The 18981-nt window shown below is 63.8% G+C and carries 27 protein-coding genes and 1 riboswitch; of the genes, 16 read left to right on the forward strand and 11 right to left on the reverse strand.

The features are described 5' to 3' along the window. Positions 1–68 precede the first annotated feature (68 nt). The 3 genes from LGR64_RS12010 to LGR64_RS12020 all read right to left on the reverse strand — a co-directional run bounded on the left by LGR64_RS12010 (position 69) and on the right by LGR64_RS12020 (position 2608). The gene (locus LGR64_RS12010) at positions 69–650 is read right to left on the reverse strand and encodes a Fe-Mn family superoxide dismutase (RefSeq protein ID WP_012205408.1); all 582 of its coding nucleotides are present in this window, start codon (positions 648–650) and stop codon (positions 69–71) included. A gap of 318 nt (positions 651–968) precedes the next feature. Beyond that, positions 969–2306, reverse strand: a complete 1338-nt coding sequence (gene xseA, locus LGR64_RS12015) for an exodeoxyribonuclease VII large subunit (protein WP_141832450.1) — start codon at positions 2304–2306, stop codon at positions 969–971. Further along, the gene (locus LGR64_RS12020) at positions 2303–2608 is read right to left on the reverse strand and encodes a hypothetical protein (RefSeq protein ID WP_148078961.1); all 306 of its coding nucleotides are present in this window, start codon (positions 2606–2608) and stop codon (positions 2303–2305) included. The genes xseA and LGR64_RS12020 overlap by 4 nt, the downstream gene beginning before the upstream one ends. Positions 2609–2701: 93 nt before the next feature. On the opposite strand from LGR64_RS12020, the gene LGR64_RS12025 reads away from it, so the two are divergent. From LGR64_RS12025 to adk, 6 genes are all read left to right on the forward strand, one after another. Beyond that, on the forward strand, positions 2702–3334 hold the full coding sequence (locus LGR64_RS12025; protein WP_012205406.1) for a MotA/TolQ/ExbB proton channel family protein: 633 nt from the start codon (positions 2702–2704) through the stop codon (positions 3332–3334). A gap of 31 nt (positions 3335–3365) precedes the next feature. Beyond that, on the forward strand, positions 3366–3791 hold the full coding sequence (locus LGR64_RS12030) for an ExbD/TolR family protein (protein WP_012205405.1): 426 nt from the start codon (positions 3366–3368) through the stop codon (positions 3789–3791). Positions 3792–3804: 13 nt separating this feature from the next. Beyond that, positions 3805–4821: a tetraacyldisaccharide 4'-kinase gene (lpxK, locus tag LGR64_RS12035; protein WP_230355524.1), complete on the forward strand. Its 1017-nt coding sequence runs from the start codon at positions 3805–3807 to the stop codon at positions 4819–4821. A 64-nt stretch (positions 4822–4885) separates the two neighbouring features. Then, positions 4886–5068, forward strand: a complete 183-nt coding sequence (locus tag LGR64_RS12040; protein ID WP_012205403.1) for a Trm112 family protein — start codon at positions 4886–4888, stop codon at positions 5066–5068. Between the two features lie 67 nt (positions 5069–5135). Then, positions 5136–5927: a 3-deoxy-manno-octulosonate cytidylyltransferase gene (kdsB, locus tag LGR64_RS12045; protein WP_097202482.1), complete on the forward strand. Its 792-nt coding sequence runs from the start codon at positions 5136–5138 to the stop codon at positions 5925–5927. Positions 5928–6191: 264 nt separating this feature from the next. Then, complete coding sequence (gene adk, locus LGR64_RS12050; protein WP_141832454.1) at positions 6192–6848, forward strand: adenylate kinase; 657 nt, start codon at positions 6192–6194, stop codon at positions 6846–6848. Positions 6849–6940: 92 nt separating this feature from the next. On the opposite strand, the gene LGR64_RS12055 is transcribed toward adk, so the two are convergent. Then, the gene (locus LGR64_RS12055) at positions 6941–7930 is read right to left on the reverse strand and encodes an asparaginase (RefSeq protein WP_141832456.1); all 990 of its coding nucleotides are present in this window, start codon (positions 7928–7930) and stop codon (positions 6941–6943) included. Between the two features lie 98 nt (positions 7931–8028). Between LGR64_RS12055 and lexA the strand changes: the two genes are divergently transcribed. From lexA to LGR64_RS12080, 5 genes are all read left to right on the forward strand, one after another. Beyond that, positions 8029–8703, forward strand: a complete 675-nt coding sequence (gene lexA / locus LGR64_RS12060) for a transcriptional repressor LexA (RefSeq protein WP_141832458.1) — start codon at positions 8029–8031, stop codon at positions 8701–8703. 162 nt (positions 8704–8865) lie between these two features. Further along, the gene (locus LGR64_RS12065) at positions 8866–9288 is read left to right on the forward strand and encodes a hypothetical protein (protein WP_088164885.1); all 423 of its coding nucleotides are present in this window, start codon (positions 8866–8868) and stop codon (positions 9286–9288) included. A 27-nt stretch (positions 9289–9315) separates the two neighbouring features. Further along, positions 9316–9462, forward strand: coding sequence for a hypothetical protein (locus LGR64_RS12070; protein WP_185750947.1), 147 nt, complete (start codon positions 9316–9318; stop codon positions 9460–9462). A gap of 80 nt (positions 9463–9542) precedes the next feature. After that, positions 9543–10019 carry a sigma-70 family RNA polymerase sigma factor gene (locus tag LGR64_RS12075; RefSeq protein WP_043781909.1) on the forward strand — a complete coding sequence of 159 codons (477 nt, stop codon included), beginning with the start codon at positions 9543–9545 and terminating at the stop codon, positions 10017–10019. 4 nt (positions 10020–10023) lie between these two features. After that, positions 10024–10995: a FecR domain-containing protein gene (locus LGR64_RS12080; protein WP_141832460.1), complete on the forward strand. Its 972-nt coding sequence runs from the start codon at positions 10024–10026 to the stop codon at positions 10993–10995. 47 nt (positions 10996–11042) lie between these two features. On the opposite strand, the gene LGR64_RS12085 is transcribed toward LGR64_RS12080, so the two are convergent. Both LGR64_RS12085 and crcB read right to left on the reverse strand, forming a co-directional pair. Next, positions 11043–11600 (reverse strand): AAA family ATPase, encoded by a 558-nt coding sequence (locus tag LGR64_RS12085; protein WP_141832462.1) that lies wholly within the window; start codon positions 11598–11600, stop codon positions 11043–11045. A 177-nt stretch (positions 11601–11777) separates the two neighbouring features. Continuing rightward, positions 11778–12164, reverse strand: a complete 387-nt coding sequence (crcB, locus tag LGR64_RS12090) for a fluoride efflux transporter CrcB (RefSeq protein ID WP_013802592.1) — start codon at positions 12162–12164, stop codon at positions 11778–11780. Between the two features lie 81 nt (positions 12165–12245). Then, positions 12246–12309, reverse strand: a riboswitch (Fluoride riboswitch). Positions 12310–12422: 113 nt separating this feature from the next. On the opposite strand from crcB, the gene LGR64_RS12095 reads away from it, so the two are divergent. From LGR64_RS12095 to LGR64_RS12115, 5 genes are all read left to right on the forward strand, one after another. Continuing rightward, entirely contained in the window at positions 12423–12626 is a 204-nt protein-coding gene (locus LGR64_RS12095; RefSeq protein WP_141832464.1) for a hypothetical protein, read from the forward strand. Positions 12627–12733: 107 nt separating this feature from the next. Then, positions 12734–13264, forward strand: coding sequence for a DUF4124 domain-containing protein (locus LGR64_RS12100; RefSeq protein ID WP_141832559.1), 531 nt, complete (start codon positions 12734–12736; stop codon positions 13262–13264). 436 nt (positions 13265–13700) lie between these two features. Beyond that, complete coding sequence (locus LGR64_RS12105; protein ID WP_141832467.1) at positions 13701–13931, forward strand: hypothetical protein; 231 nt, start codon at positions 13701–13703, stop codon at positions 13929–13931. 589 nt (positions 13932–14520) lie between these two features. Further along, complete coding sequence (locus LGR64_RS12110) at positions 14521–14961, forward strand: hypothetical protein (RefSeq protein WP_216293240.1); 441 nt, start codon at positions 14521–14523, stop codon at positions 14959–14961. Between the two features lie 612 nt (positions 14962–15573). Then, positions 15574–16023: a hypothetical protein gene (locus tag LGR64_RS12115; RefSeq protein WP_230355529.1), complete on the forward strand. Its 450-nt coding sequence runs from the start codon at positions 15574–15576 to the stop codon at positions 16021–16023. A gap of 15 nt (positions 16024–16038) precedes the next feature. Here the strand turns inward: LGR64_RS12115 and LGR64_RS12120 are convergent, their stop codons facing one another. The 5 genes from LGR64_RS12120 to LGR64_RS12140 all read right to left on the reverse strand — a co-directional run bounded on the left by LGR64_RS12120 (position 16039) and on the right by LGR64_RS12140 (position 18980). Further along, positions 16039–16536 (reverse strand): hypothetical protein, encoded by a 498-nt coding sequence (locus LGR64_RS12120; RefSeq protein WP_230355531.1) that lies wholly within the window; start codon positions 16534–16536, stop codon positions 16039–16041. Between the two features lie 103 nt (positions 16537–16639). Beyond that, entirely contained in the window at positions 16640–17272 is a 633-nt protein-coding gene (locus LGR64_RS12125) for a lysozyme (RefSeq protein ID WP_230355533.1), read from the reverse strand. Beyond that, on the reverse strand, positions 17269–17580 hold the full coding sequence (locus LGR64_RS12130) for a hypothetical protein (RefSeq protein WP_230355535.1): 312 nt from the start codon (positions 17578–17580) through the stop codon (positions 17269–17271). The genes LGR64_RS12125 and LGR64_RS12130 overlap by 4 nt, the downstream gene beginning before the upstream one ends. Before the next feature lie 39 nt (positions 17581–17619). Continuing rightward, positions 17620–18162: a hypothetical protein gene (locus tag LGR64_RS12135; protein ID WP_230355537.1), complete on the reverse strand. Its 543-nt coding sequence runs from the start codon at positions 18160–18162 to the stop codon at positions 17620–17622. Then, entirely contained in the window at positions 18159–18980 is an 822-nt protein-coding gene (locus LGR64_RS12140; protein WP_230355539.1) for a hypothetical protein, read from the reverse strand. Before LGR64_RS12140 ends, LGR64_RS12135 begins: the two co-directional genes overlap by 4 nt. Between the last annotated feature and the right edge of the window lies 1 nt (position 18981).

The following is an 18981-nucleotide window of genomic DNA, read 5'->3' on the forward strand; positions in this document are numbered from 1 at the left end:
AAAAAGCCCCGTCCGGGGCTTTTTGCGTTGCGTGCACATGGCGTGCACACGGCGTACCTGCGCTTCGATCAGGCGAAGTTCTGCTCGGCAAACTTCCAGTTCACCAGCTGGCCGAGGAAGGTCTCGACGAACTTGGGACGCAGGTTGCGGTAGTCGATGTAGTAGGCGTGTTCCCAGACGTCCACGGTCAGCAGGGCCTTGTCTTCCGTGGTCAGGGGCGTGCCGGCAGCGCCGGTGTTGACGATGTCCACCGAACCGTCGGCCTTCTTGACCAGCCAGGTCCAGCCAGAGCCGAAGTTGCCCACGGCCGACTTCACGAAGGCTTCCTTGAAGGCGGCGTAGCTGCCCCACTTCTTGTTGATGGCGTCAGCCAGTGCGCCGGTGGGCTCGCCGCCACCGTTGGGGGCCATGCAGTTCCAGAAGAAGGTGTGGTTCCAGATCTGGGCTGCGTTGTTGTAGATGCCGCCGGAAGACTTCTTGACGATCTCTTCCAGGGTCATGTTTTCGAATTCGGTGCCCTTTTGCAGATTGTTCAGGTTCACCACATAGGCGTTGTGGTGCTTGCCATGGTGGTACTCCAGCGTTTCCTGGCTGTAGTGGGGTGCCAGCGCGTCAATCGCATAGGGCAGAGGGGGCAAGGTATGTTCCATGGTGTTTCCTTCGTGGTTGAAATCTTTTAGGACGGGCCAGCACCTGTTGCGCAGAGCGCCTGCAGCGCCTGCCGTGACCGTCGCGCGGGGCCTGCACTGCGCGCATTGCTGCGAGCCCTGGCCCTCACGCACCCGAACGGGCATTGTAGGAACAACTTCGTGACCCTGCGGCGAAAGCGCGCGCCAAATGGCCCATCTTGGCCCGCTGCTGCGGGGGTGGATGTGAATTGACCTTGATCCGGCCAATCGGCCTACACGGATATCGCCTGCCGCCCGCCACTCCCTGCACGCCGAACGCTGCACACAGCGGGCCGCAGTTCAGAGCAGGCGCGGCTGCGTCACCACCAGGTCCAGGCTGCCGTCGGCCAGCTGTGCCTGCAAGGCCGTGCCCGGTGGCGCGCCGCGCGCCTCGGTCACGGGATGACCCTCGGCATCGGTCAGCAGGGCATAGCCGCGCTGCAGCACCAGGCGCGGATCCAGCAGCTGCAGGCGAAGCTCCATGCGCGCCAGGTGATCCGCGCGCCGGTCCAGGCCGCGACGCATGCCGGCAGGCAACTGCGCCTGCAGGCCCTGCCCCGCATGGTCCATGCGCTGCAACCGCAACTGCATGGCATGGCGCAGTCGCTGGGCCTGGCGGCTGAGCTGCAGCCGGCTGCGGGCCAGTTGCTCGCTGGGCCGGCCCAGGCGCTGCGCTGCCAGGTCAAGGCGCTGCTGCTGGCGGTCCAGCAGCCGCTGCACGGAATCCTCCAGGCGGCCCTGCATGAGCTGCAGCGCACCCATCCAGACCTCGCGCGGCTGGCTCACCAGTTCGGCCGCCGCCGTGGGCGTGGGCGCGCGCAGGTCGGCGCAGAAGTCGGCAATGGTGAAATCGGTCTCGTGCCCCACGCCGCAGATCAGGGGCACCGGGCTTTGCACGATGGTGCGGGCCAGGCGCTCGTCATTGAAGGCCCAGAGGTCTTCGATGGAGCCGCCTCCGCGCACCAGCAAGATGGTGTCGATGGGCGGCGCGCCGGCCACCGAGCCATCAACCGAGCCCGCGCCTTCCTGCGCCAGGCCATAAAGCCTTTGCAGCGCATCGATCAGGGAAGCCGGCGCCTGCGCGCCCTGCACCAGGGCAGGCACCAGCACCACGGGGATATGGGGCACGCGGCGGCGCAGCGCCGTGATCACGTCGTGCAGCGCAGCAGCCCCGGGCGAAGTCACCACGCCAATGCCGCGCGGCAGCGGCGGCAGGCTGCGCTTTCGGGCCGCGTCGAAAAGGCCTTCGGCCTCCAGTTGCGCTTTCAGCCGAAGGAACTGCTCGAACAGGGCGCCCTGGCCCGCACGCTGCATGCTCTCGACGACCAGTTGCAGGTCGCCACGCTGCTCGTAGACGCCCAGCCGGCCCCGCAACTCGACCAGTTCGCCGTCGCGCGGCGAAAAATCCATGAGCTGGGCCGCACGCCGGAACATGGCGCAGCGGATCTGCCCGCCCGCGTCCTTGATGCTGAAGTAGCAATGCCCGCTGGCCGCGCGGGAAAAGCCGCTGATCTCCCCGCGCACCGCCACCGGATTGAAGCGCGCCTGCAAGGCGTCGCTCACGGCGCGGCACAGCGCGCCGACTTCCCAGACCAGCGGCGCCGCTGCTGGGTTCACTGCGCCGAATGCACCACTCATGCGGCCTCCCGGTCTGCATGCAGTGCAACATTCTCCACAGGCAGGCGGATGCAGACCCGAGCAGGCACTTTGGCGGCAATTTGCAGAAGCACTCTCAAAAATACCTCGCAAGCAATTGATTCATAAAGATTTTTTTGCTGCAACAAAGAATTCACATTTGTCACAGTGTCCATTCGCCGCCGCAGCGGCGTTTGCGCAACCCGCTTGATAACAAAGTTATCCACAGAAATCTGTGCTATAGCGACCATCCAAAATCCCGAATATGGGGAGCCGCCCGTTGCCTGGATGCTGCGCCGGGTCACAGTTTTCAGGCGATCGCGGACACGAGACGCCTGGACCGGCCATATGGCTGGGCCATAATCGTCGGCTGCAGTTAAACGCGGGGGGAAAACAACTTGCTGTCGATCATACAAGCCGCAGGCTGGCCGATCTGGCCACTGATTGCCTGCTCCATCCTGGCTCTGGCCCTGGTCTTTGAACGTTTCGTGGCGCTGAAAACGGCCCGCGTGGCGCCGCCCGCCCTGCTGGGCGAGGCGATTTCCGTGTCCTCGCGCGGCCTGCCCAGCCAGGAAGTCGTGCAGCAGCTGTCCCAGAACTCCACGCTGGGCGAAGTCCTGGCAAGCGGACTGCGCGCCCTGCAAGCCCATCCGGACAGCAGCGAAGAAGAGCTTCGCGCCTCCATGGAAGGCGCCGGCCGCGCTGCTGCCCACACCCTGGAAAAGCACCTGAGCGCGCTGGCCACCATCGCTTCTGCCGCGCCTTTGCTGGGCCTGCTGGGCACGGTGATCGGCATGATCGAGATCTTCGGCTCGCAAGGCGGCGCATCGGCCACCGGCGGCGGCAACCCGGCGCAGCTGGCGGCAGGCATCTCCATCGCCCTGTACAACACGGCCTTCGGCCTGATCGTCGCCATTCCGGCGCTGATCTTCTGGCGCTACTTCCGCGCCCGCGTCGATGGCTACCTGCTGGGCATGGAGCTGGCTTCCGAGCAGTTCGTGCGCCACCTGGTGCGCGTCGGCGGCAAGTGAATCCGCAGAACCCGCACGCGAGAGACCTTCCATGAACTTCCGTCCCCGCCGCCGTGACGAGCCCGAGATCAACCTGATCCCGTTCATCGATGTGCTGCTGGTGGTGCTGATCTTTCTGATGCTGTCCACCACCTACAGCAAGTTCACCGAGCTGCAGCTGACCCTTCCCGTGGCCGATGTCGAGCAGCAGCGCGACCGGCCCCGCGAAATCATCGTCGCCATCGCCGCCGACGGCCGCTACGCCATCAACAAGACCGCCGTGGAAGACCGCAGCGTCACCGGCCTGACCCAGGCACTGGCCGCAGCGGCCGTTGCCGGCAAGGACAGCGTGGTCATCATCAGCGCCGACGCCACCGCGCCGCACCAGTCCGTGGTGTCGGTGATGGAGGCCTCGCGCCGCGCCGGACTGTCCCAGATCACCTTTGCCACGCAGACCTCGGCCAGCGCCGGGCGCTGAGGGCAAGGCCTCCATGCCCGGGAATGGCCCCGCCCCCGCAGCCCGGGGGCTTCGCGCGGCCTGGCGCCACCGCGGCCCGCTGGCCTGCGCCCTCTTTCCCCTGTCCCTGCTGTACCGTGCCCTGCTGGGCCTGCATCGGCTGCCCTATGCACTGGGTTTCAGGCGTGCAAGCCAGGCCGGCATTCCGGTCATCGTCGTCGGCAATGTGATTGCGGGCGGCGCTGGAAAGACCCCCGTCACGCTCGCCCTGGCCCGCCATCTGCGGGATGGCGGCTGGAGCCCCGGCATCGTCTCGCGCGGCTATGGCCGCAGCACGGACGACTGCCGCGAAGCCCATCCCGACAGCGCCCCCGCCGACGTGGGTGACGAGCCCGCGCTGCTGGCGCGCGCCAGCGGCGTGCCGGTCTTCGTGGCCCGCAAGCGCATCGAGGCCGTCCAGGCCCTTCGCGCCCGCCATCCCCAGGTAGATGTGGTCATCAGCGACGACGGCCTGCAGCACCTGGCCCTGGCCCGCGACATCGAGCTGTGCGTCTTCAACGACGACGGCATCGGCAATGGCTGGCTTCTGCCGGCCGGCCCGCTGCGCGAACCCTGGCCGCGCCCCGTCACCGCCGTGCTGCACGCGGGCGCCTGCCCGCCAACGGATGCGCCCGCCTTTGCCATGCATCGCCAACTTGCCGCTGAAGGCGTCAATGCGCACGGTGAGCGCATTCCCCTGGCGGCCCTGCGCGGACGGCCCGTGGAGGCCGTGGCCGCCGTGGCCCGGCCCGAGGCCTTTTTCTCCATGCTGGCCACTGAACAGGGTCTGGCGCTGGAGCACGCCCCGGCGCTGCCGGATCACTATAATTTTGAGAGCTTCCAGCGCCTGGGACGCAATGAAGACCCGCTGGTCTGCACCGAAAAGGATGCCGTCAAGCTGTGGCGCACCCATCCCCAGGCCTGGTCCGTTGCGCTGCAATTGCAGCTGCCGCCAGATTTCTGGGCGCTGCTGGATCAGCGGCTGCAGGCGCTGCGCAGGCCACGCGCCTGACTATCATCACCGTCTTGGCTGGCCGCCACGGCTCGCCCTCTCCCTCCAAAACACAGGATCCGCCATGGACGCCAAACTTCTCGAACTGCTGGTCTGCCCCGTCACCAAGGGCCCGCTGCGCTTTGACCGCGAGCACCAGGAACTGGTCTCGCGCAGCGCGCGCCTGGCCTACCCCGTGCGCGACGGCATTCCGGTGCTGCTGGAGGCCGAAGCCCGCACGCTGGACGACGACGAGCTCGAGGACTGATCGCGCCGCAAGGCCCGATTTCCGACAACGCCCGCGCCCGCACTTTCGACCTTCTCCGCAACGCACCATGCCCACCGCGCCCTTCACGGTTCTGATTCCTGCCCGCCTTGCCTCCAGCCGCCTGCCAGGCAAGCCCCTCGCAGACATTGCAGGCCTTCCCATGGTCGTGCGCGTGGCACAGCGTGCTGGCCTCAGCGGCGCCACGCGCTGCGTGGTCGCGGCCGATGACGAAAGCATCGTCGCCGCCTGCGCCGCGCACGGCGTTGCAGCCGTGCTCACCCGCAGCGACCACGCCAGCGGCAGCGACCGCCTGGCCGAGGCCTGCGAACTGCTGGGCCTGGATGGCGACGACATCGTCGTCAACGTCCAGGGCGACGAACCGTTGATCGCTCCCGACCTCATCGATGCCGTGGCCGCCCTGCTGCCGCAGCAGCCCTCGGCCAGCATGGGCACGGCGGCGCATGCCATCGACAGCCTGGCCGACTTCACCAACCCAAACGTGGTCAAGGTCGTCTGCGATGCCCAGGGCATGGCCCACTATTTCAGCCGCGCACCCATCCCCTTTGCGCGTGAGCATGCAGGCCAGGCATGGTGGGAGACGGCATCTGCAGCGGCAGCGCCGGGCCACCCCGGCTTCGCGCCCCTGCGCCACATTGGCATCTACAGCTACCGTGCCGGTTTCCTGCGCAGCTTCCCGCAGCTTTCTCCCGCCCCTACCGAGGTGCTGGAGGCGCTGGAACAGTTGCGCGCGCTGTGGCACGGCCACCGCATCGCCGTCCACCTGACGCCCCATGCACCAGGCCCCGGTGTGGACACCCCCGAAGACCTGGAACGGGTACGCGCCCGGTTGTCCGCCTGAATCCGATCCCGCATACGCCAATACAGATGCGCCAATGGCGATGCCCGGCATCGCCATTCACAACACAACTGCACATGCGGTTTTGTCGGACAGCAAAACGCAGTTTTTGGAGATTGCACAGGCGACAGTTTTGCCCTCTGCGTGTAAGCCAGTGTTAGCCCTGTGCGTGCTATCCTTGCCCGCGACAAAAATATGACGCATGGACTGTCCGCCCCGGTGGGCCGATCCGGCAGACAAGAATTTCTACTCTCCTCAAGGACTTCCATGAAACTGATTTTGTTGGGCGCACCCGGCGCCGGCAAAGGCACGCAAGCCGCTTTCATCTGCCAGAAGTACGGCATCCCCCAGATTTCCACCGGTGACATGCTGCGTGCCGCCGTCAAGGCCGGAACGCCCCTGGGCCAGCAGGCCAAGGCCGTGATGGACGCCGGCCAACTGGTCAGTGACGACCTGATCATCAATCTGGTCAAGGAACGCATCGCCCAGGCCGATTGCGCCAACGGCTTCCTGTTTGATGGATTTCCCCGCACCATTCCCCAGGCAGACGCCATGAAGGCCGCTGGCGTGAAGCTGGACTACGTGCTGGAGATCGACGTGCCCTTCGACGCCATCATCGAGCGCATGAGCGGCCGCCGTTCCCACCCCGCCTCGGGCCGCACCTACCACGTCAAGTTCAATCCGCCCAAGGTCGAAGGCCAGGACGACGTGACCGGCGAGCCGCTGGTGCAGCGCGAAGACGACAAGGAAGAAACCGTCAAGAAGCGCCTGGACGTCTACAGCAGCCAGACCCGCCCCCTGGTGGACTACTACCGCGCATGGGCCAAAAAGGAAGCCGCAGCGGCACCCAAGTACCGCGCCATCAGCGGCCTGGGCTCGGTCGAGGACATCACCCAACGCGCACTGGCTGCACTGGCTGAGTGATGCAGGCCATGTGCCACAACGAAAAAAGCACCCGCCGGGTGCTTTTTTGTTGACCGCCAGCATCTGAATAAATGCCGGCGGTGCCGCCCGGCTCAATCGCGCGGCTGCGCTGCCAGCGCCAGCATCATCGCAATCCGGGCCTTTGCCACGGGCAGCTGCGCCAGATCAGCCTCTGCCGGGTTGGTCCCAAGGCCGGAGGCCACGGGCAGGCCTTCGGCACAGCGCGTGCCCCGCCAGATCCAGACGCCCTTGTCGCGGGCACGCTGCAAGGCCGCTTCCATGCCTTCGTGAACCGTCGCGTTGCCCGTGCCAGCCACGACGATGCCACGCACGCCTGCCGCCACCAGCGCATCCACACCGCTGGCACGCGCCAAGGCGCCGCTGAACACCACCTCGACCCAGGGCAGCTCATCCAGCGCCAGCAGATCAGATGACATGGTCGCAGGCACCATGGCCCGCGTGGACGGTGCGGAGGGGGAGGACGGCGCATCGGGCACCAGCCAGCGCACACGCCCCTCCTCCAACAACGCCTGCGGCCCGCCTTCCACAGAACGCATTGCCTGCAGCCGGTAAGGATGGACCTTCTGCACCTGGGCTGCCGCATGCACCTCGCCGCCTGCCACCACCCATACGCCGCTGCGCCCGCCGCTGGCAGCCACGGTCACGGCATCGCGCAGATTCTGCGGTCCGTCTGCCAACAGGGAAGTGGCCGGGCGCATGGCGCAGGTCAACACAATGGGTTTGGTGGCCGGCAGCAGGCTGTGCAGCAGCCAGGCCGTCTCTTCCAGCGTGTCCGTTCCATGCGTGATCACCACGGCGCGTGTGTCCGCATCCTCCAATGCCTGCGTGCAGGCGCGCAGCAACGCGCGCCACACGGGCCAGTCCATATCCTTGCTGTCCACCTGCGCGATCTGCTGCGTCTGCACGGGTCCCAGCGCCTGCTGCTCCAGGTCCGGCACGGCCTCCAGCAGCGATTGCACCGTGATCTGCCCGGCCTTGTACCCCACGCCCTGCGACTGCGAATCCGCCCGGCCGGCGATGGTCCCGCCCGTGCCCAGAATCACCAACTTTGACTGCCCCACTTGCACCTCTTAGAAAACTGGTTAAAAATACAGATACTGTATAAATCATCAGATGGCCTCCCAGCCTGCCATCTGCCCTCAAGGACCGGACGCACGCCATGCTCGACCATCCCAAGCTCACCGCCCGCCAGCAACAGATCCTGGACCTGATCCAGGCCGCCATCTCCCGCACGGGCGCGCCTCCCACCCGCGCGGAAATCGCCAACACGCTGGGCTTCAAGTCCGCCAACGCTGCCGAGGAACACCTGCAGGCCCTGGCCCGCAAAGGTGTGATCGAACTGGTCAGCGGCACCTCGCGCGGCATTCGCCTGCGTACCGACACCGTGCGCAACATCAATGCCGCGCGCGGCACCAGTTTCGGACTGCCGCTGTCGGCCCTGGCACCGCTGATGCTGCCCCTGGTGGGCCGCGTTGCGGCGGGCTCGCCCATTCTCGCCCAGGAACATATCGACCAAACCTATTCCGTCGAGCCCAGCCTGTTCCAGACGCGCCCCGACTATCTGCTGCGCGTGCGTGGCATGTCCATGCGCGACGCGGGCATCATGGACGGCGACCTGCTGGCCGTGCAGTCCGCACACGAAGCCCGCAACGGCCAGATCGTCGTGGCGCGCCTGGGTGATGAAGTCACCGTCAAGCGCCTGCGCCGCACCACGCAGGGCGTGGAACTTCTGCCGGAAAACCCCGATTACCCGGTGATTCGCGTCGCCCCCGAAGAGGTCTTTGCCATTGAAGGCCTGGCCGTGGGGCTGATCCGCAACAGCATGTCCATGTAAGCCGGACTGGCGGCCCTTCTCAGGCCGCCTCACCCCATTTCACGCACCGCCCAGGTGGTAGGCGCGAAGCCTTGGAGCTTCGCCCTGGGCGGAGCTTTGCCCGCAAACCGCAATCCTGCCTGTGTCCATGCCTCTTTGAAACACGCCAACAGGAGTCGTCACATGGGATTCGCTCTGCCAACACTATCTTCTTTTTCCTTCCTGCGCCTGGCACATGGCATCCGCCTGACTGCGACCGCCATGGAGTCGGCCATGCCACTTGCACAAGCCCCTGCGTGCCAGCCATTACCTGCTGCAGCACCCGAGTCCGCCAACGTGATCTCTTTCAGCAAGGCACGCCGGCGCAGCCAGCAGCGCCGCGGCAAGGCCGCACGCGCTGCAGACCATGGAGATGCCCAGCTGATCCTGCCCTTGCTGCCGACGCAGCCCGCCCTGCAATCCGCACCTGAGCAGCCTTCAGGCCTGCGCATCATCCAGCGGTCGCCGCAGGAGCAGCCGGAATGCCTGTTCATCTCCGGGCGCATGGCCGATGTCTGCGCTGCGCTGGAGCGCATGGAGGCGCATGGCGGACCGGCAGCCAACTGAGGCCCGATGCAAGGTGTGCGACACACCTTGCACGACACAAACCTGGGCGGCGCGGACAGCGTGCCGCACGAGGAATCGGCCTGCGCAAAGCTGGTGCAGGCTGGCGGCCACCACTGCCCTGTAGCGCACATGCAACAAGTGGACGCCCTCTTTGCGGGAGGGGCGCAGGCCTGAAAGATAATTGATAAGCATTCTTATTATCTTTTGCAGCAGCGATTGCCACTGCGCCCGCCTCCTCCGCCCCAACCTTCTCCGTGCACAGCCTCTACCAGAACCACCATCCCTGGCTGGAAAGCCTGCTGCGCAAACGCCTGGGCAACCGTGACGATGCCGCCGACCTGGCCCAGGACACCTTTGTGCGCCTGCTGCGCTCGCCCCTGCCGCAGCAGGACATCCGCGAACCCAGGCGCTACCTGGCCACCATCGCCCGGGGCCTGGTCGCCGACCTGTTTCGCCGCCGCACGCTGGAGCAGTCCTATCTGGACTATCTGGCCCAGTTGCCACAATCACTGGCGCCTTCGCCCGAAGAGCAGGCCATCGTCCAGCAAACCCTGCTGGATGTGGACCGCATGCTCCAAGGCCTTCCTCCCAAGGTTCGCGAAGCCTTCGTGCTGGCCCAGTTCGAGGAACTGAGCTACCCAGAGATCGCCCAGCGCCTGGGTGTATCGCTGCGCACCGTCAGCAACTACCTGACCCGGGCGATGGAGCATTGCTGCCTGGTCCTGGCATAGCCACATGGGCGAGAGACATCTGGAAGGCAACGACCGCCGCGCCTTGCATGAGGCCGCCGCCTGGCACGTGAAACTGCGCGGCGCCTCTGCCACAGCGGGCCTGCAACAGGACTGGCAGAAATGGCATGAGGCCGATCCCGCCCACCAGCGCGCCTGGCTGCGCGTGCAATCCGTCACCGCGCAACTGTCGCATCTGCCCGCACCCCTGGCGCGCCAGGCGCTGGGCCGTCGCGCCTCGCCCACCCGCCGCTCCGTGGTGCGCGGCGTGGCTCTGGGCCTGGGCAGCGGCGCCACGGCCTGGATGGCCTGGAAAGGCGCACCACTGGGAAGCTGGCAGGCCGGGCAGCGCACAGCCACGGGCGAGCGCCGGGATCTGACGCTACCCGACGGCTCCCTGGTGGCCCTGGATACGGCAACCGCCTTGGACACCGTTTTTGACGACCGCCAGCGCCTGCTGCGCCTGCACCGGGGCCGCATCCTCGTCGCCACCGAGCCCGACGCGCTGGGCCGCCCCTTCAGCGTGCAGACCCCGCAAGGCCACGTACTGGCCCTGGGCACGCGCTTCACGGTCCATCTTGCGGACGATGGCCTGTGCCATGTCACCGTGCAGGAAAAGGCCGTGCGCCTGCAGCCTCTGGACAGCGAGGCGCCCTCCGCGCAATTGCAGGCCGGACAGCAGGCCGCCTTCTCGTCCAGCGCTACCCAGCCGCCCACGTCCGCAGACCCCTTTGCAGCCAGCTGGCATGAAGGCGGCCTGGTCGCGCTGGACATGCCGTTGGGCCAGCTGATTGACGCCCTTGCCCGCTACCGGCCCGGCTACCTGGGCTGCTCGGCCGAGGTCGCCGGGATGCTTGTCTCGGGCGCCTTTCCCGTGGATGACACGGATCGCGCCCTGGCCGCGCTCGTCAGCCGCTTTCCTCTGCAACTGCGCACCCGTACCCGCTATTGGGTGGAGGTGCAAGCGCGATCAAGCTGAGATGATGGGATGAGGCCGTGGCGAAGTCTCTTGTCCAGGCCGGCACTTCAGACCGGCGCATACGGGTGATGCACCACGTCGAAGCCCTCCTCGTCGGAGGGCGCGACAAAGTAGCTCGTGATCAGGTCGAATTGCTCATCGCTGGCCTGAAACGGATGCTCGCCCGCCGCATTGCGCACACGCAAGCGCTGCTTGCAGACCTCGTCAGGCACATCCAGAAAATGCAGGCGGTGCGAGGCGCCCACTTTCTCGAACACGCTGCGCGCCCAGCCCCGCCCCTCAAGGGTATTGGCCGGAAAATCCAGCACCACCGACACGCCAGCGTCCAGCAGCGCCTGTATATGCGCCCCCATCAACCCCTTGAGCCGCGTGCTGCAACGCACGTAATCGGCCACCGACTGCATCTCGCCGGGGTACAGGCCGGCCAGCCAGGAATCCTCGCTGACCAACACCGTTCCGGGCCCGGCCGCCAATTGCCGCGCCAGCGTTGACTTGCCCGAGCCGATCTTGCCGCAGACCATGTGCAGCGTGGCAAGCCGCGCGTTGGCGGCAGGGGCATCGGCATATTCTGCGCAACGGGGCCGGGACTGTTCGGAAACCTGCATATCCATCTCCTGAAAGGCTTGAGAAAACCCGGAGACGGAATGAAAAAACCCGCCTCCTCTGGGCGGGTTGCATGGCGCTGAAGGCCGCTGGCTAACCCACCATCCGATGGATGGTGCGAATAATCTGCGTTGCGTTCAGGCGGGCCATGGCGCACAGCATAGCGCAATCACGGTGTCTCAATGGGCCACCATGCGCACCAGCCCCAACCCCGCAAACAGCGCAGCCACGCCCAGCACCAGCGAGCCCAGCGCATACAGCACGGAGGCCAGCCAGTCGCCACGCTCATACAGCATGCCGACCTCCAGCGCGTACGTCGAAAACGTGGTGAAGCCACCCAGAATGCCCGTGGTGATGAACAGCCGCGCACTCTGCGGCAGCGATGTCTTGAGCGCAAACCACTCCACCACCACCCCCATCACGAAGGCACCCAGCACATTGATCGCCAACGTACCCAGTGGATACGCACCGCCCACCAGCCGCAGTGCGAGCAAGTTCGTGCCATGCCGGAGCGCAGACCCCAGGCCGCCTCCAACGAACACCAGAATGAAACCGTAGAACCCCATGACCGTCCTTTCATCGAATAACCGGGACGGGCGTGCCGGGCAAGATCAAGACATGGCCCCGCCACCGGCAGGACCCATCCCACCAAGGCAGGAGCCATCAGCCCTTCGCAGGGCGGTTTCGGGAAGCTCCATTCCCATCGTGCAGCGAGTGCTGGCTGCGGGGGCGATTTTACTCTGGACCTGGCAAGCGGCAGAGGTGTGAGATTGCGTTGCAGACGTTGGCCGTACCCTCCAAATGACCAGCGGCACAATGCAACAATGAAATTCATCGTGCTCCTGATCATTGCAGCGGCCTTGCTGTACGGCACAGCAAGGCTTTCCAACATTCACATCGGTGAGCGCGCCGCAGGCGGCCATGACGGCACATCGACCACAGCACAAGAACGTTTCAGGCACGCCGAGAAGGAGGCTCAGGAGACCGCTGAAGCAGCCCGCCGCGCTGCCCTGCGGGACGCCGAGTGAAGCGGGCCATTCGAGCCAAGACGAAAGTTGCCGGGCATGCGGGTCAAAGGACTATTCTTCGTCTGTAATCCGGATCCGATCAGGCCCATCAATTCATCGATATGCATATGCGACTCTTGACCACAGCAATCTTTACAGCACTTTTCGCATTGCCTGTCGCAGCCCAGGTCTTTCAATGCAAGGATGCTTCTGGAAAGTCGACTTTCTCAGACAGTCCTTGCAGCAGCACTGACACTGGCGCCCTGATACAGCGCAAAAAATCGGACGATGAGATCTCCCGTGAACGGGCTGATGCAGCACAGGCGAATGAACAAAAGTATCAGCGCCAGATGAACGAAATGCAGCAGCGCCAGATCGAGAGCCAGCAGCGTGTCATAGAGCAGCAAGCCCGCCAGACAACTGCTCCTGCGCCCGAGCAGCTCGGCGCGTCCCTTCAGTGCAAGCAGGCGCGCAAGGAGCTGGAATTCGTCTCCAGCATTCGCGCCATTTCCCAAGACGAAAAACGGATGCGGACCAATGCCGCGATCACGGGTGTCAATGCTGCATGCGGCTCAAATACGCCCCTGATGCAGGAGCCGCCGAAGGTAATTGGGACACCGCGAGTACCCCACTCCATTCAGCAACCAGTTTCTCAATGAGAATCCGGCACGGAACTGCCAGATATCGAGAGAAATCATGACTCCCTCGCGCCACTCACCAGAGGGGAACATGTTCAGGCATTCTCCTAATGCCACGCAGCCTCTTCAGACCGCCGCCAACCCGGTCTTCACCGAATTTGCCAACAGGCGGCCATCCACAAAGCCTTCTCGACATCGTCGTCGCCAAGACGTTCCAGTGTGTAAGCCACTGATACGGTTGCGCGGAGCCGACCTTGGCCTGCCTGCGTTCGTTGGATAAGCCACGGGGCGAGCGGAGCAAGATGCAGCTTGCCATTCGGAAGCAGCCTGTGCGGCTGACATGGTGGGCCAACGGCCGCACTTCGCCGGTTTGAGCCTTAGCATCTGCGAGGCTTCTGTAACGACAGGTCCAAGATTTGGTACTGACCGAAGCCTCCAGCCTCAGGTAGGCGCAAGCTTGAACGACAATGTGTTCGCCGGGCTTCAGGGCCTTGGCTGCGCGAGTCTCATAGAACCTTCAAGCAGCCCAGTTCAGGCAAGTGCCGACGATGCCGAAGACAGAGCGCAACGACAGATTAAAGTGTTTGCCGACAACATCTTACGCGGCAAACCGGAGATAAATCAAAGGCTTATGACAGATTCACAGGCAATGAACATCATCATTCTTGAAGAAGCCTTCTCCCTCTGATTATCAGAACATTCTCCAAAAGCTACACAAGAACCTACACCGCATTCAGCGGGGAGCGGGTTCTGATTCTGCTTATTCCTCAACTCTTAGAGCGAACAGTTGCTCGGCAGGCAGCAGGTCCTCTTCCTCAGGCTTCTCGGCCCCGCTCCGCAGTGCTCCCAGCGGCGGCGGCTTGATAAGCGTGTCATCCTAGACGGCTGTGCCATGTAGCCAGGTATTCCAGTAGCCGGGTTCCAGCATCACGCCCCCTTGCTTTCCTTTCATGGCCGGTGCATTAGCGCCAGCACTGGTGCGGTGCAGTTGGAGCAGCGAGCTGGCTGAGCTCTATGGCTGGCAGCCCCACCCGAGGCTGCACGTCCCCGGCGCCGGGCCGGTATACGTCGTTCGTGCACTATGGCCGCCTGCCGTTCCCCGATGCACGGCGCTGGACCGGCGCGCTCTGGGCCGATGAGCGCGGACTCAAGACGGCTGACGGGCCGCACGACACGGCGACCGATTCGCTGGACTGGGATATGGAGCAGTGCCCCGCGGACTGATCGAGCACCATTGTCTGCCTACAATGCGGCCTCCTTTACACATAGAAACAATCATGGTCATCAAGAAAACACTCGCGCTTGCAGCTCTGACCCTCGCGGCCGGCACATCGCATGCTTGGAATTTGGTTTACTCGCACGATGCCAGCGGCACGCCTACGGCAGGGTCGCTGCAGACGCTGCGAACTGCTCTAAATAATGGCTCCAGCTTGAAGGTTCAACTCACATTTCCGAATGTACAGACATGGACTCTCTATTGCACTCAGCACGGCGTAAAGGCCGATGCGTCTCAAGCAGTTGTTTGCCTAAGCAATACCAGTCTTGGCATGGATGTGCGAGTAGGCTCTAATTTTGGAGTTGTCGGGTTGCCTCCAAGCTCAACAAACTACGCAGTTAATACAACTGGTCAGTTTGTTGAGACCAATATCAATCACAGTAATGGCGCGATAGTCAACAGAACCGTAAGCAATATTTCAATGCAGTGGTTTGTTGATTAATTAAGAAAATCTTATCCTTCGAAGAATTATGAACCTCGAAGATATATTCAAAAATACCGCAGTACGCCAACAATAAAATTCACTTTACACATCGAGAACCATGATTCCCAAGAAAACTATTGCCGCTATGGCCATTACTCTCAGTGCTGGCGCATCGCATGCATGGACGTTGGCATACGCACATGATACGAACGGTGCAGCGACAGCGGGTTCTTTGCAAGGGCTTCGGAACGCCGCCTCGAATGGCGCATCTGTGAAGGTGGTGGCGGTGCTGCCTGGGGACCAAGACTTCCAGCTCCCATGCGCTCCAGTGTCCATACACATGGGAGCTACGCAGGAAGTCGTCTGCATTGGCAGTATGGATCTTAGGACCTATGGAGAGACCGGCGCCCAATTTGGTGTGGTGATAGGCCCTCCTCAGTCCATGCAGTTCAAGGCAAATACCGCTGGCCAATTCACCCAGAACAACATCAATCTTGGCACAGGCGCCCTGATCTCCACATCGCAAACGCGCTACGCCATGCGGTGGTACGTTCAATAAATCACCGGCCGCGTGCAAGCGAATCCCTGCCCAAGCCAAAAGCACCGTCTACAACTCCATTTCCTTCACACATGAAAAAAATGCTTATCAAAAGATCTCTCTGCATATCCGCCATTGCTTTTCTGGCAAGCAATTCTTACGCTTGGAATCTAATCTACTCCAATGATGCAAATGGCGCGACAACAGCTGGCTCCCTGCAAGCTCTTAGAACTGCAGCCATTAATGGCGCCTCTATAAAGGTAGTGGTTTTTGATGCAGGAGCGCAACATTGGCATGCACCATGTGCGCAAGTCTCTGTGAAATACGATAGTACACAGTCTATTGTCTGCCTGGGGAACGTGGATCTGCTTATAGACAATACCGCAGGAGCACAATTTGGAGCCGTGCTAAGCCCTCCTCGATCTGCGAACTTTGCTGCCAATACACTTGGTCAGTACGCTCAGGCAGATATACAAAAGAGCAATGGCGCAATACTTTCGCGAACAACGAGAAGCTATCCGATGAGCTGGTATGTCGATTGAATTTACAGCAACGCCTTAGTCCATTCGTGCAGCGTCTGAGGGTGGCATCAGCGGCCAGGCGGCGCCAAGGGTCTGGACATCAGCTGCGTGCCCTGCAGCCTTTGCTGCCATGCCCCCATACGCTGCGCGGCAGTCTTCAAATACGACTCCGAGGGCAGTGGCGTACTCAAGGACGGCAGCGGGGGGAGCGCTGGCAAGTCGGCGGGCGGCATCTGCGGATTGCTCGCGCAGGCCGTCAGAGACAGTGCGGAGCTGGTCAAGATCACGGCGCAGCAGCGCCTCGCGGTCACGGGCGGCATTGAGAGCTCCTTGGTATTTCGTGTTCATGGCCTGCTCAGCGCTGCGCACGCGGGCGTCGGCCGCGCGCTGGGCCGTGCTGGTGGCCAGCTGCTGGGTGGTGGCTTCCAGCTTGGCCTCGGCCAACTCGGCGCCCAGGCGCGCACCCTGGAACTGCCACGCCAGCACGGAGGCCAGGACTGCTGCCGCGAGGTGAGTGAAGAGGGCCGGGCTCATAGCAACCCTGAGGCCCAGCAAATCGCCAATCCCAGCCCAACGCCAACAACACCTGGAAGAGCGAAAAAGAGCAGCGTGTCTATGAGCGAGTCAACGAGTGTGTTCATGAGGCAGCCCTCCATTCCAGACAGATCTCGGCGTTGGCATCGCCGCGCAGCTGCAGGCCGGGCAGCACGGTAGACAGGCCGGCCACAGTTCCCCGGTTCCAGCGCGGGTTCTCGCGGCAGGCACCGGCCAGGTCGCCGGCATTGGCCTTGCGCAGCAGCGTGCTGGTGCTCAGGTTGGCCGCACCCTTGTTGTGGATGAAGTCGATGAACTGGCCCTGCACGAAAGGGGCGTAGCTGGCCCAGCGCGTGAACAGGCGACGGGCATCCTGCTCGGCAGCCAGGTAGCGCCCGCGCTCCAGGTAGTAGCAGTCGGATGGGCTGTACCAGCGCCCGGCCACCACGCCCACGCCGGTGATGCCGTTGCAGACCGTGAGAGGCTGCCCGCGCCCCAGCTTGTCGATATAGGGCGTACCGATGTGCTTGCCCGAGGATTCGTAGAACTGGCCCAACACCATGGCCACCTTGACCGCGTTGCTGGTGCTCGAATCTGCCGCCACGGTCTGCACGTACTGGTCGCGCAGGGCCTCGTCGCTGGTCTGCTGGGCCACGTATGCGCCCGTGCCGCCCAGGCCGGCGAGGATGGCCAGGGCCGCGAGCCGGCTGGACAGGAATGCAGGGACTTTGCTCATGGCGCTCCCCAATCCGTTTCAGGCTCAGGCTTCAGCACAGCCAGGCGCGCGAGGCGCTGCCGCTGCTGGGCGCGCTGATAGTCCTGGCGCCACTTCCAGATCAGGTAGCCGGCCTGCAGCACGATGAACGCCAGCGAGGCAACCACCAACCATTCACTGAGCGGCAGCCCCCAGACCTTGAACACCCCAGTGGCAGCAGCGCCTGGCGTGGCATGGACTGCGGCATTGGCCAGGTCCTGCCGCTGCTCGGCGCTCAGGTGCTGGTGGATGCCCATCAGCGCGAGCAGGGATACGAGGTGTTTCTTCATGGCCCCGATGATTCCGGGGCCGGGCCGCGCTGGCGAACCCTACACGGGGGCCGCAGGCCAGCCGACCGCGACGTCGATCTGCGACAGCGCCAGGGCGTCGTCGGCCACAGCGTCGATCTGGTCCTCGATGCGCTGGCGCGTGCCCGTCAGCAGGCCGTGCACTTGGCGGTATGCGTCATCCTTGGCCCGGATGCGCTCGGCCAGCACCAGGCGGTCCAGCCCGCGCGCCAGCGCTGCGGCATCGATCCAGGGCGTTGCGGCTGCGGGGTCGGCCTCCAACGCCCTCGCCTCTTCCGTCTGTACCGGCCAGGATTCCCGCTCGCTCAGCGGGTAGCCTGCGGCGATCACCTGGATGCGGCGCCGGTACTCAGCGGCCAGGGCCAAACGCAGGCCCGCCGCGATCTGGGCTGCCGGCCGCAGTTCGGCAGGTAGCGGCACGCCGCCGGCTGCGAGCCAAGCGCGGTAGGCCGCCGCGTCAGGGCTGGGAGGGAACTCTGGCGCCGAGACCAGAGGAATCGTGGCGCGAACACCGTCAGTCCAGAGGTAGACGTGCCCGGCGTCTTGCGAGAGCTGGTAAATCATAGGTAGATGCCTGTCCCGTCTGTTGACCCTGCAGCATCCCCAGGCAGGTAATTTGCGCCCGCCCCGTAAACGCGGATGAGCCCGTTAAATGCAACGTAATACCGTGCGCCCGTGGCAGACCCGGTGAATGTGACGCCAAACACGCGCATCTCTGACCCGAGGCATTCCAAAAAAGAGGCAGAAAATTCAAGTGACCCTACAAGGGTGCACGGCTGATTCGTTACTAGGAAGAATGAATAAACAGAAGCCGAGATGTGATACGGCGAACTGCCAGTTATTCGCCAGGGCGCTTCAATGGAAAGTCTTGCTCCGGCGATCAGGAACATGTGCCTGGACGAGCACGCGCCGAACTCCATCGTGCCGCTGAATGCAACAACAGTGGCTCCCCGCAAGTGCAGCCCTGTACCGCCAGTGGTGTTCTGAAGCTTCAGGCCACCCAACTTCCAGGCGCCAACATCCTCACCTAATATGCAATCTGGCGCTGTTGTCGTAATCGTCACATTTGCAGGCGTGGTCGTATCACCTGTTATTGCAATTGGCACACTGCCAACATATTTCTTGAGGACGATGCCCGCATAAGTTCCGGAAGCGATAGAGATGGTAATTTGATAAATGGACCCATCAAGGGCAGCCGCTGTATCTATAGCCTTTTGGATCGTGGCAAACGCTCCGCCCGCTGTATTGCTGAGCCCGGTATTGCTATCGTTGCCATCAGTGCGGACGTAGTAGGTACGCGCGGCGGTGAGCAACTCGCGGAACACCAGTTGCTCCCGAGAAACGATGTCCTTGGCCTCTGTGCGTCGGCCGACGTGCTTCATA

Source organism: Delftia sp. Lp-1 (assembly GCF_020523835.1).
Lineage (GTDB): Bacteria > Pseudomonadota > Gammaproteobacteria > Burkholderiales > Burkholderiaceae_C > Comamonas > Comamonas acidovorans.

What these genes read in the sequence shown, in the direction of transcription:
- LGR64_RS12030 (WP_012205405.1), top strand. Translation starts at nt 3,366, where the DNA reads ATGAACTTCCGTCCCCGCCGCCGTGACGAGCCCGAGATCAACCTGATC.
- LGR64_RS12120 (WP_230355531.1), bottom strand. Translation starts at nt 16,536, where the DNA reads ATGAGCCCGGCCCTCTTCACTCACCTCGCGGCAGCAGTCCTGGCCTCC.
- lpxK (WP_230355524.1), top strand. Translation starts at nt 3,805, where the DNA reads ATGCCCGGGAATGGCCCCGCCCCCGCAGCCCGGGGGCTTCGCGCGGCC.
- LGR64_RS12010 (WP_012205408.1), bottom strand. Translation starts at nt 650, where the DNA reads ATGGAACATACCTTGCCCCCTCTGCCCTATGCGATTGACGCGCTGGCA.
- LGR64_RS12100 (WP_141832559.1), top strand. Translation starts at nt 12,734, where the DNA reads ATGCGACTCTTGACCACAGCAATCTTTACAGCACTTTTCGCATTGCCT.
- LGR64_RS12110 (WP_216293240.1), top strand. Translation starts at nt 14,521, where the DNA reads ATGGTCATCAAGAAAACACTCGCGCTTGCAGCTCTGACCCTCGCGGCC.
- LGR64_RS12080 (WP_141832460.1), top strand. Translation starts at nt 10,024, where the DNA reads ATGGGCGAGAGACATCTGGAAGGCAACGACCGCCGCGCCTTGCATGAG.
- LGR64_RS12065 (WP_088164885.1), top strand. Translation starts at nt 8,866, where the DNA reads ATGGGATTCGCTCTGCCAACACTATCTTCTTTTTCCTTCCTGCGCCTG.
- LGR64_RS12125 (WP_230355533.1), bottom strand. Translation starts at nt 17,272, where the DNA reads ATGAGCAAAGTCCCTGCATTCCTGTCCAGCCGGCTCGCGGCCCTGGCC.
- LGR64_RS12135 (WP_230355537.1), bottom strand. Translation starts at nt 18,162, where the DNA reads ATGATTTACCAGCTCTCGCAAGACGCCGGGCACGTCTACCTCTGGACT.
- xseA (WP_141832450.1), bottom strand. Translation starts at nt 2,306, where the DNA reads ATGAGTGGTGCATTCGGCGCAGTGAACCCAGCAGCGGCGCCGCTGGTC.
- LGR64_RS12115 (WP_230355529.1), top strand. Translation starts at nt 15,574, where the DNA reads ATGAAAAAAATGCTTATCAAAAGATCTCTCTGCATATCCGCCATTGCT.
- lexA (WP_141832458.1), top strand. Translation starts at nt 8,029, where the DNA reads ATGCTCGACCATCCCAAGCTCACCGCCCGCCAGCAACAGATCCTGGAC.
- crcB (WP_013802592.1), bottom strand. Translation starts at nt 12,164, where the DNA reads ATGGGGTTCTACGGTTTCATTCTGGTGTTCGTTGGAGGCGGCCTGGGG.
- LGR64_RS12140 (WP_230355539.1), bottom strand. Translation starts at nt 18,980, where the DNA reads ATGAAGCACGTCGGCCGACGCACAGAGGCCAAGGACATCGTTTCTCGG.
- kdsB (WP_097202482.1), top strand. Translation starts at nt 5,136, where the DNA reads ATGCCCACCGCGCCCTTCACGGTTCTGATTCCTGCCCGCCTTGCCTCC.
- LGR64_RS12085 (WP_141832462.1), bottom strand. Translation starts at nt 11,600, where the DNA reads ATGCAGGTTTCCGAACAGTCCCGGCCCCGTTGCGCAGAATATGCCGAT.
- LGR64_RS12130 (WP_230355535.1), bottom strand. Translation starts at nt 17,580, where the DNA reads ATGAAGAAACACCTCGTATCCCTGCTCGCGCTGATGGGCATCCACCAG.
- LGR64_RS12095 (WP_141832464.1), top strand. Translation starts at nt 12,423, where the DNA reads ATGAAATTCATCGTGCTCCTGATCATTGCAGCGGCCTTGCTGTACGGC.
- adk (WP_141832454.1), top strand. Translation starts at nt 6,192, where the DNA reads ATGAAACTGATTTTGTTGGGCGCACCCGGCGCCGGCAAAGGCACGCAA.
- LGR64_RS12040 (WP_012205403.1), top strand. Translation starts at nt 4,886, where the DNA reads ATGGACGCCAAACTTCTCGAACTGCTGGTCTGCCCCGTCACCAAGGGC.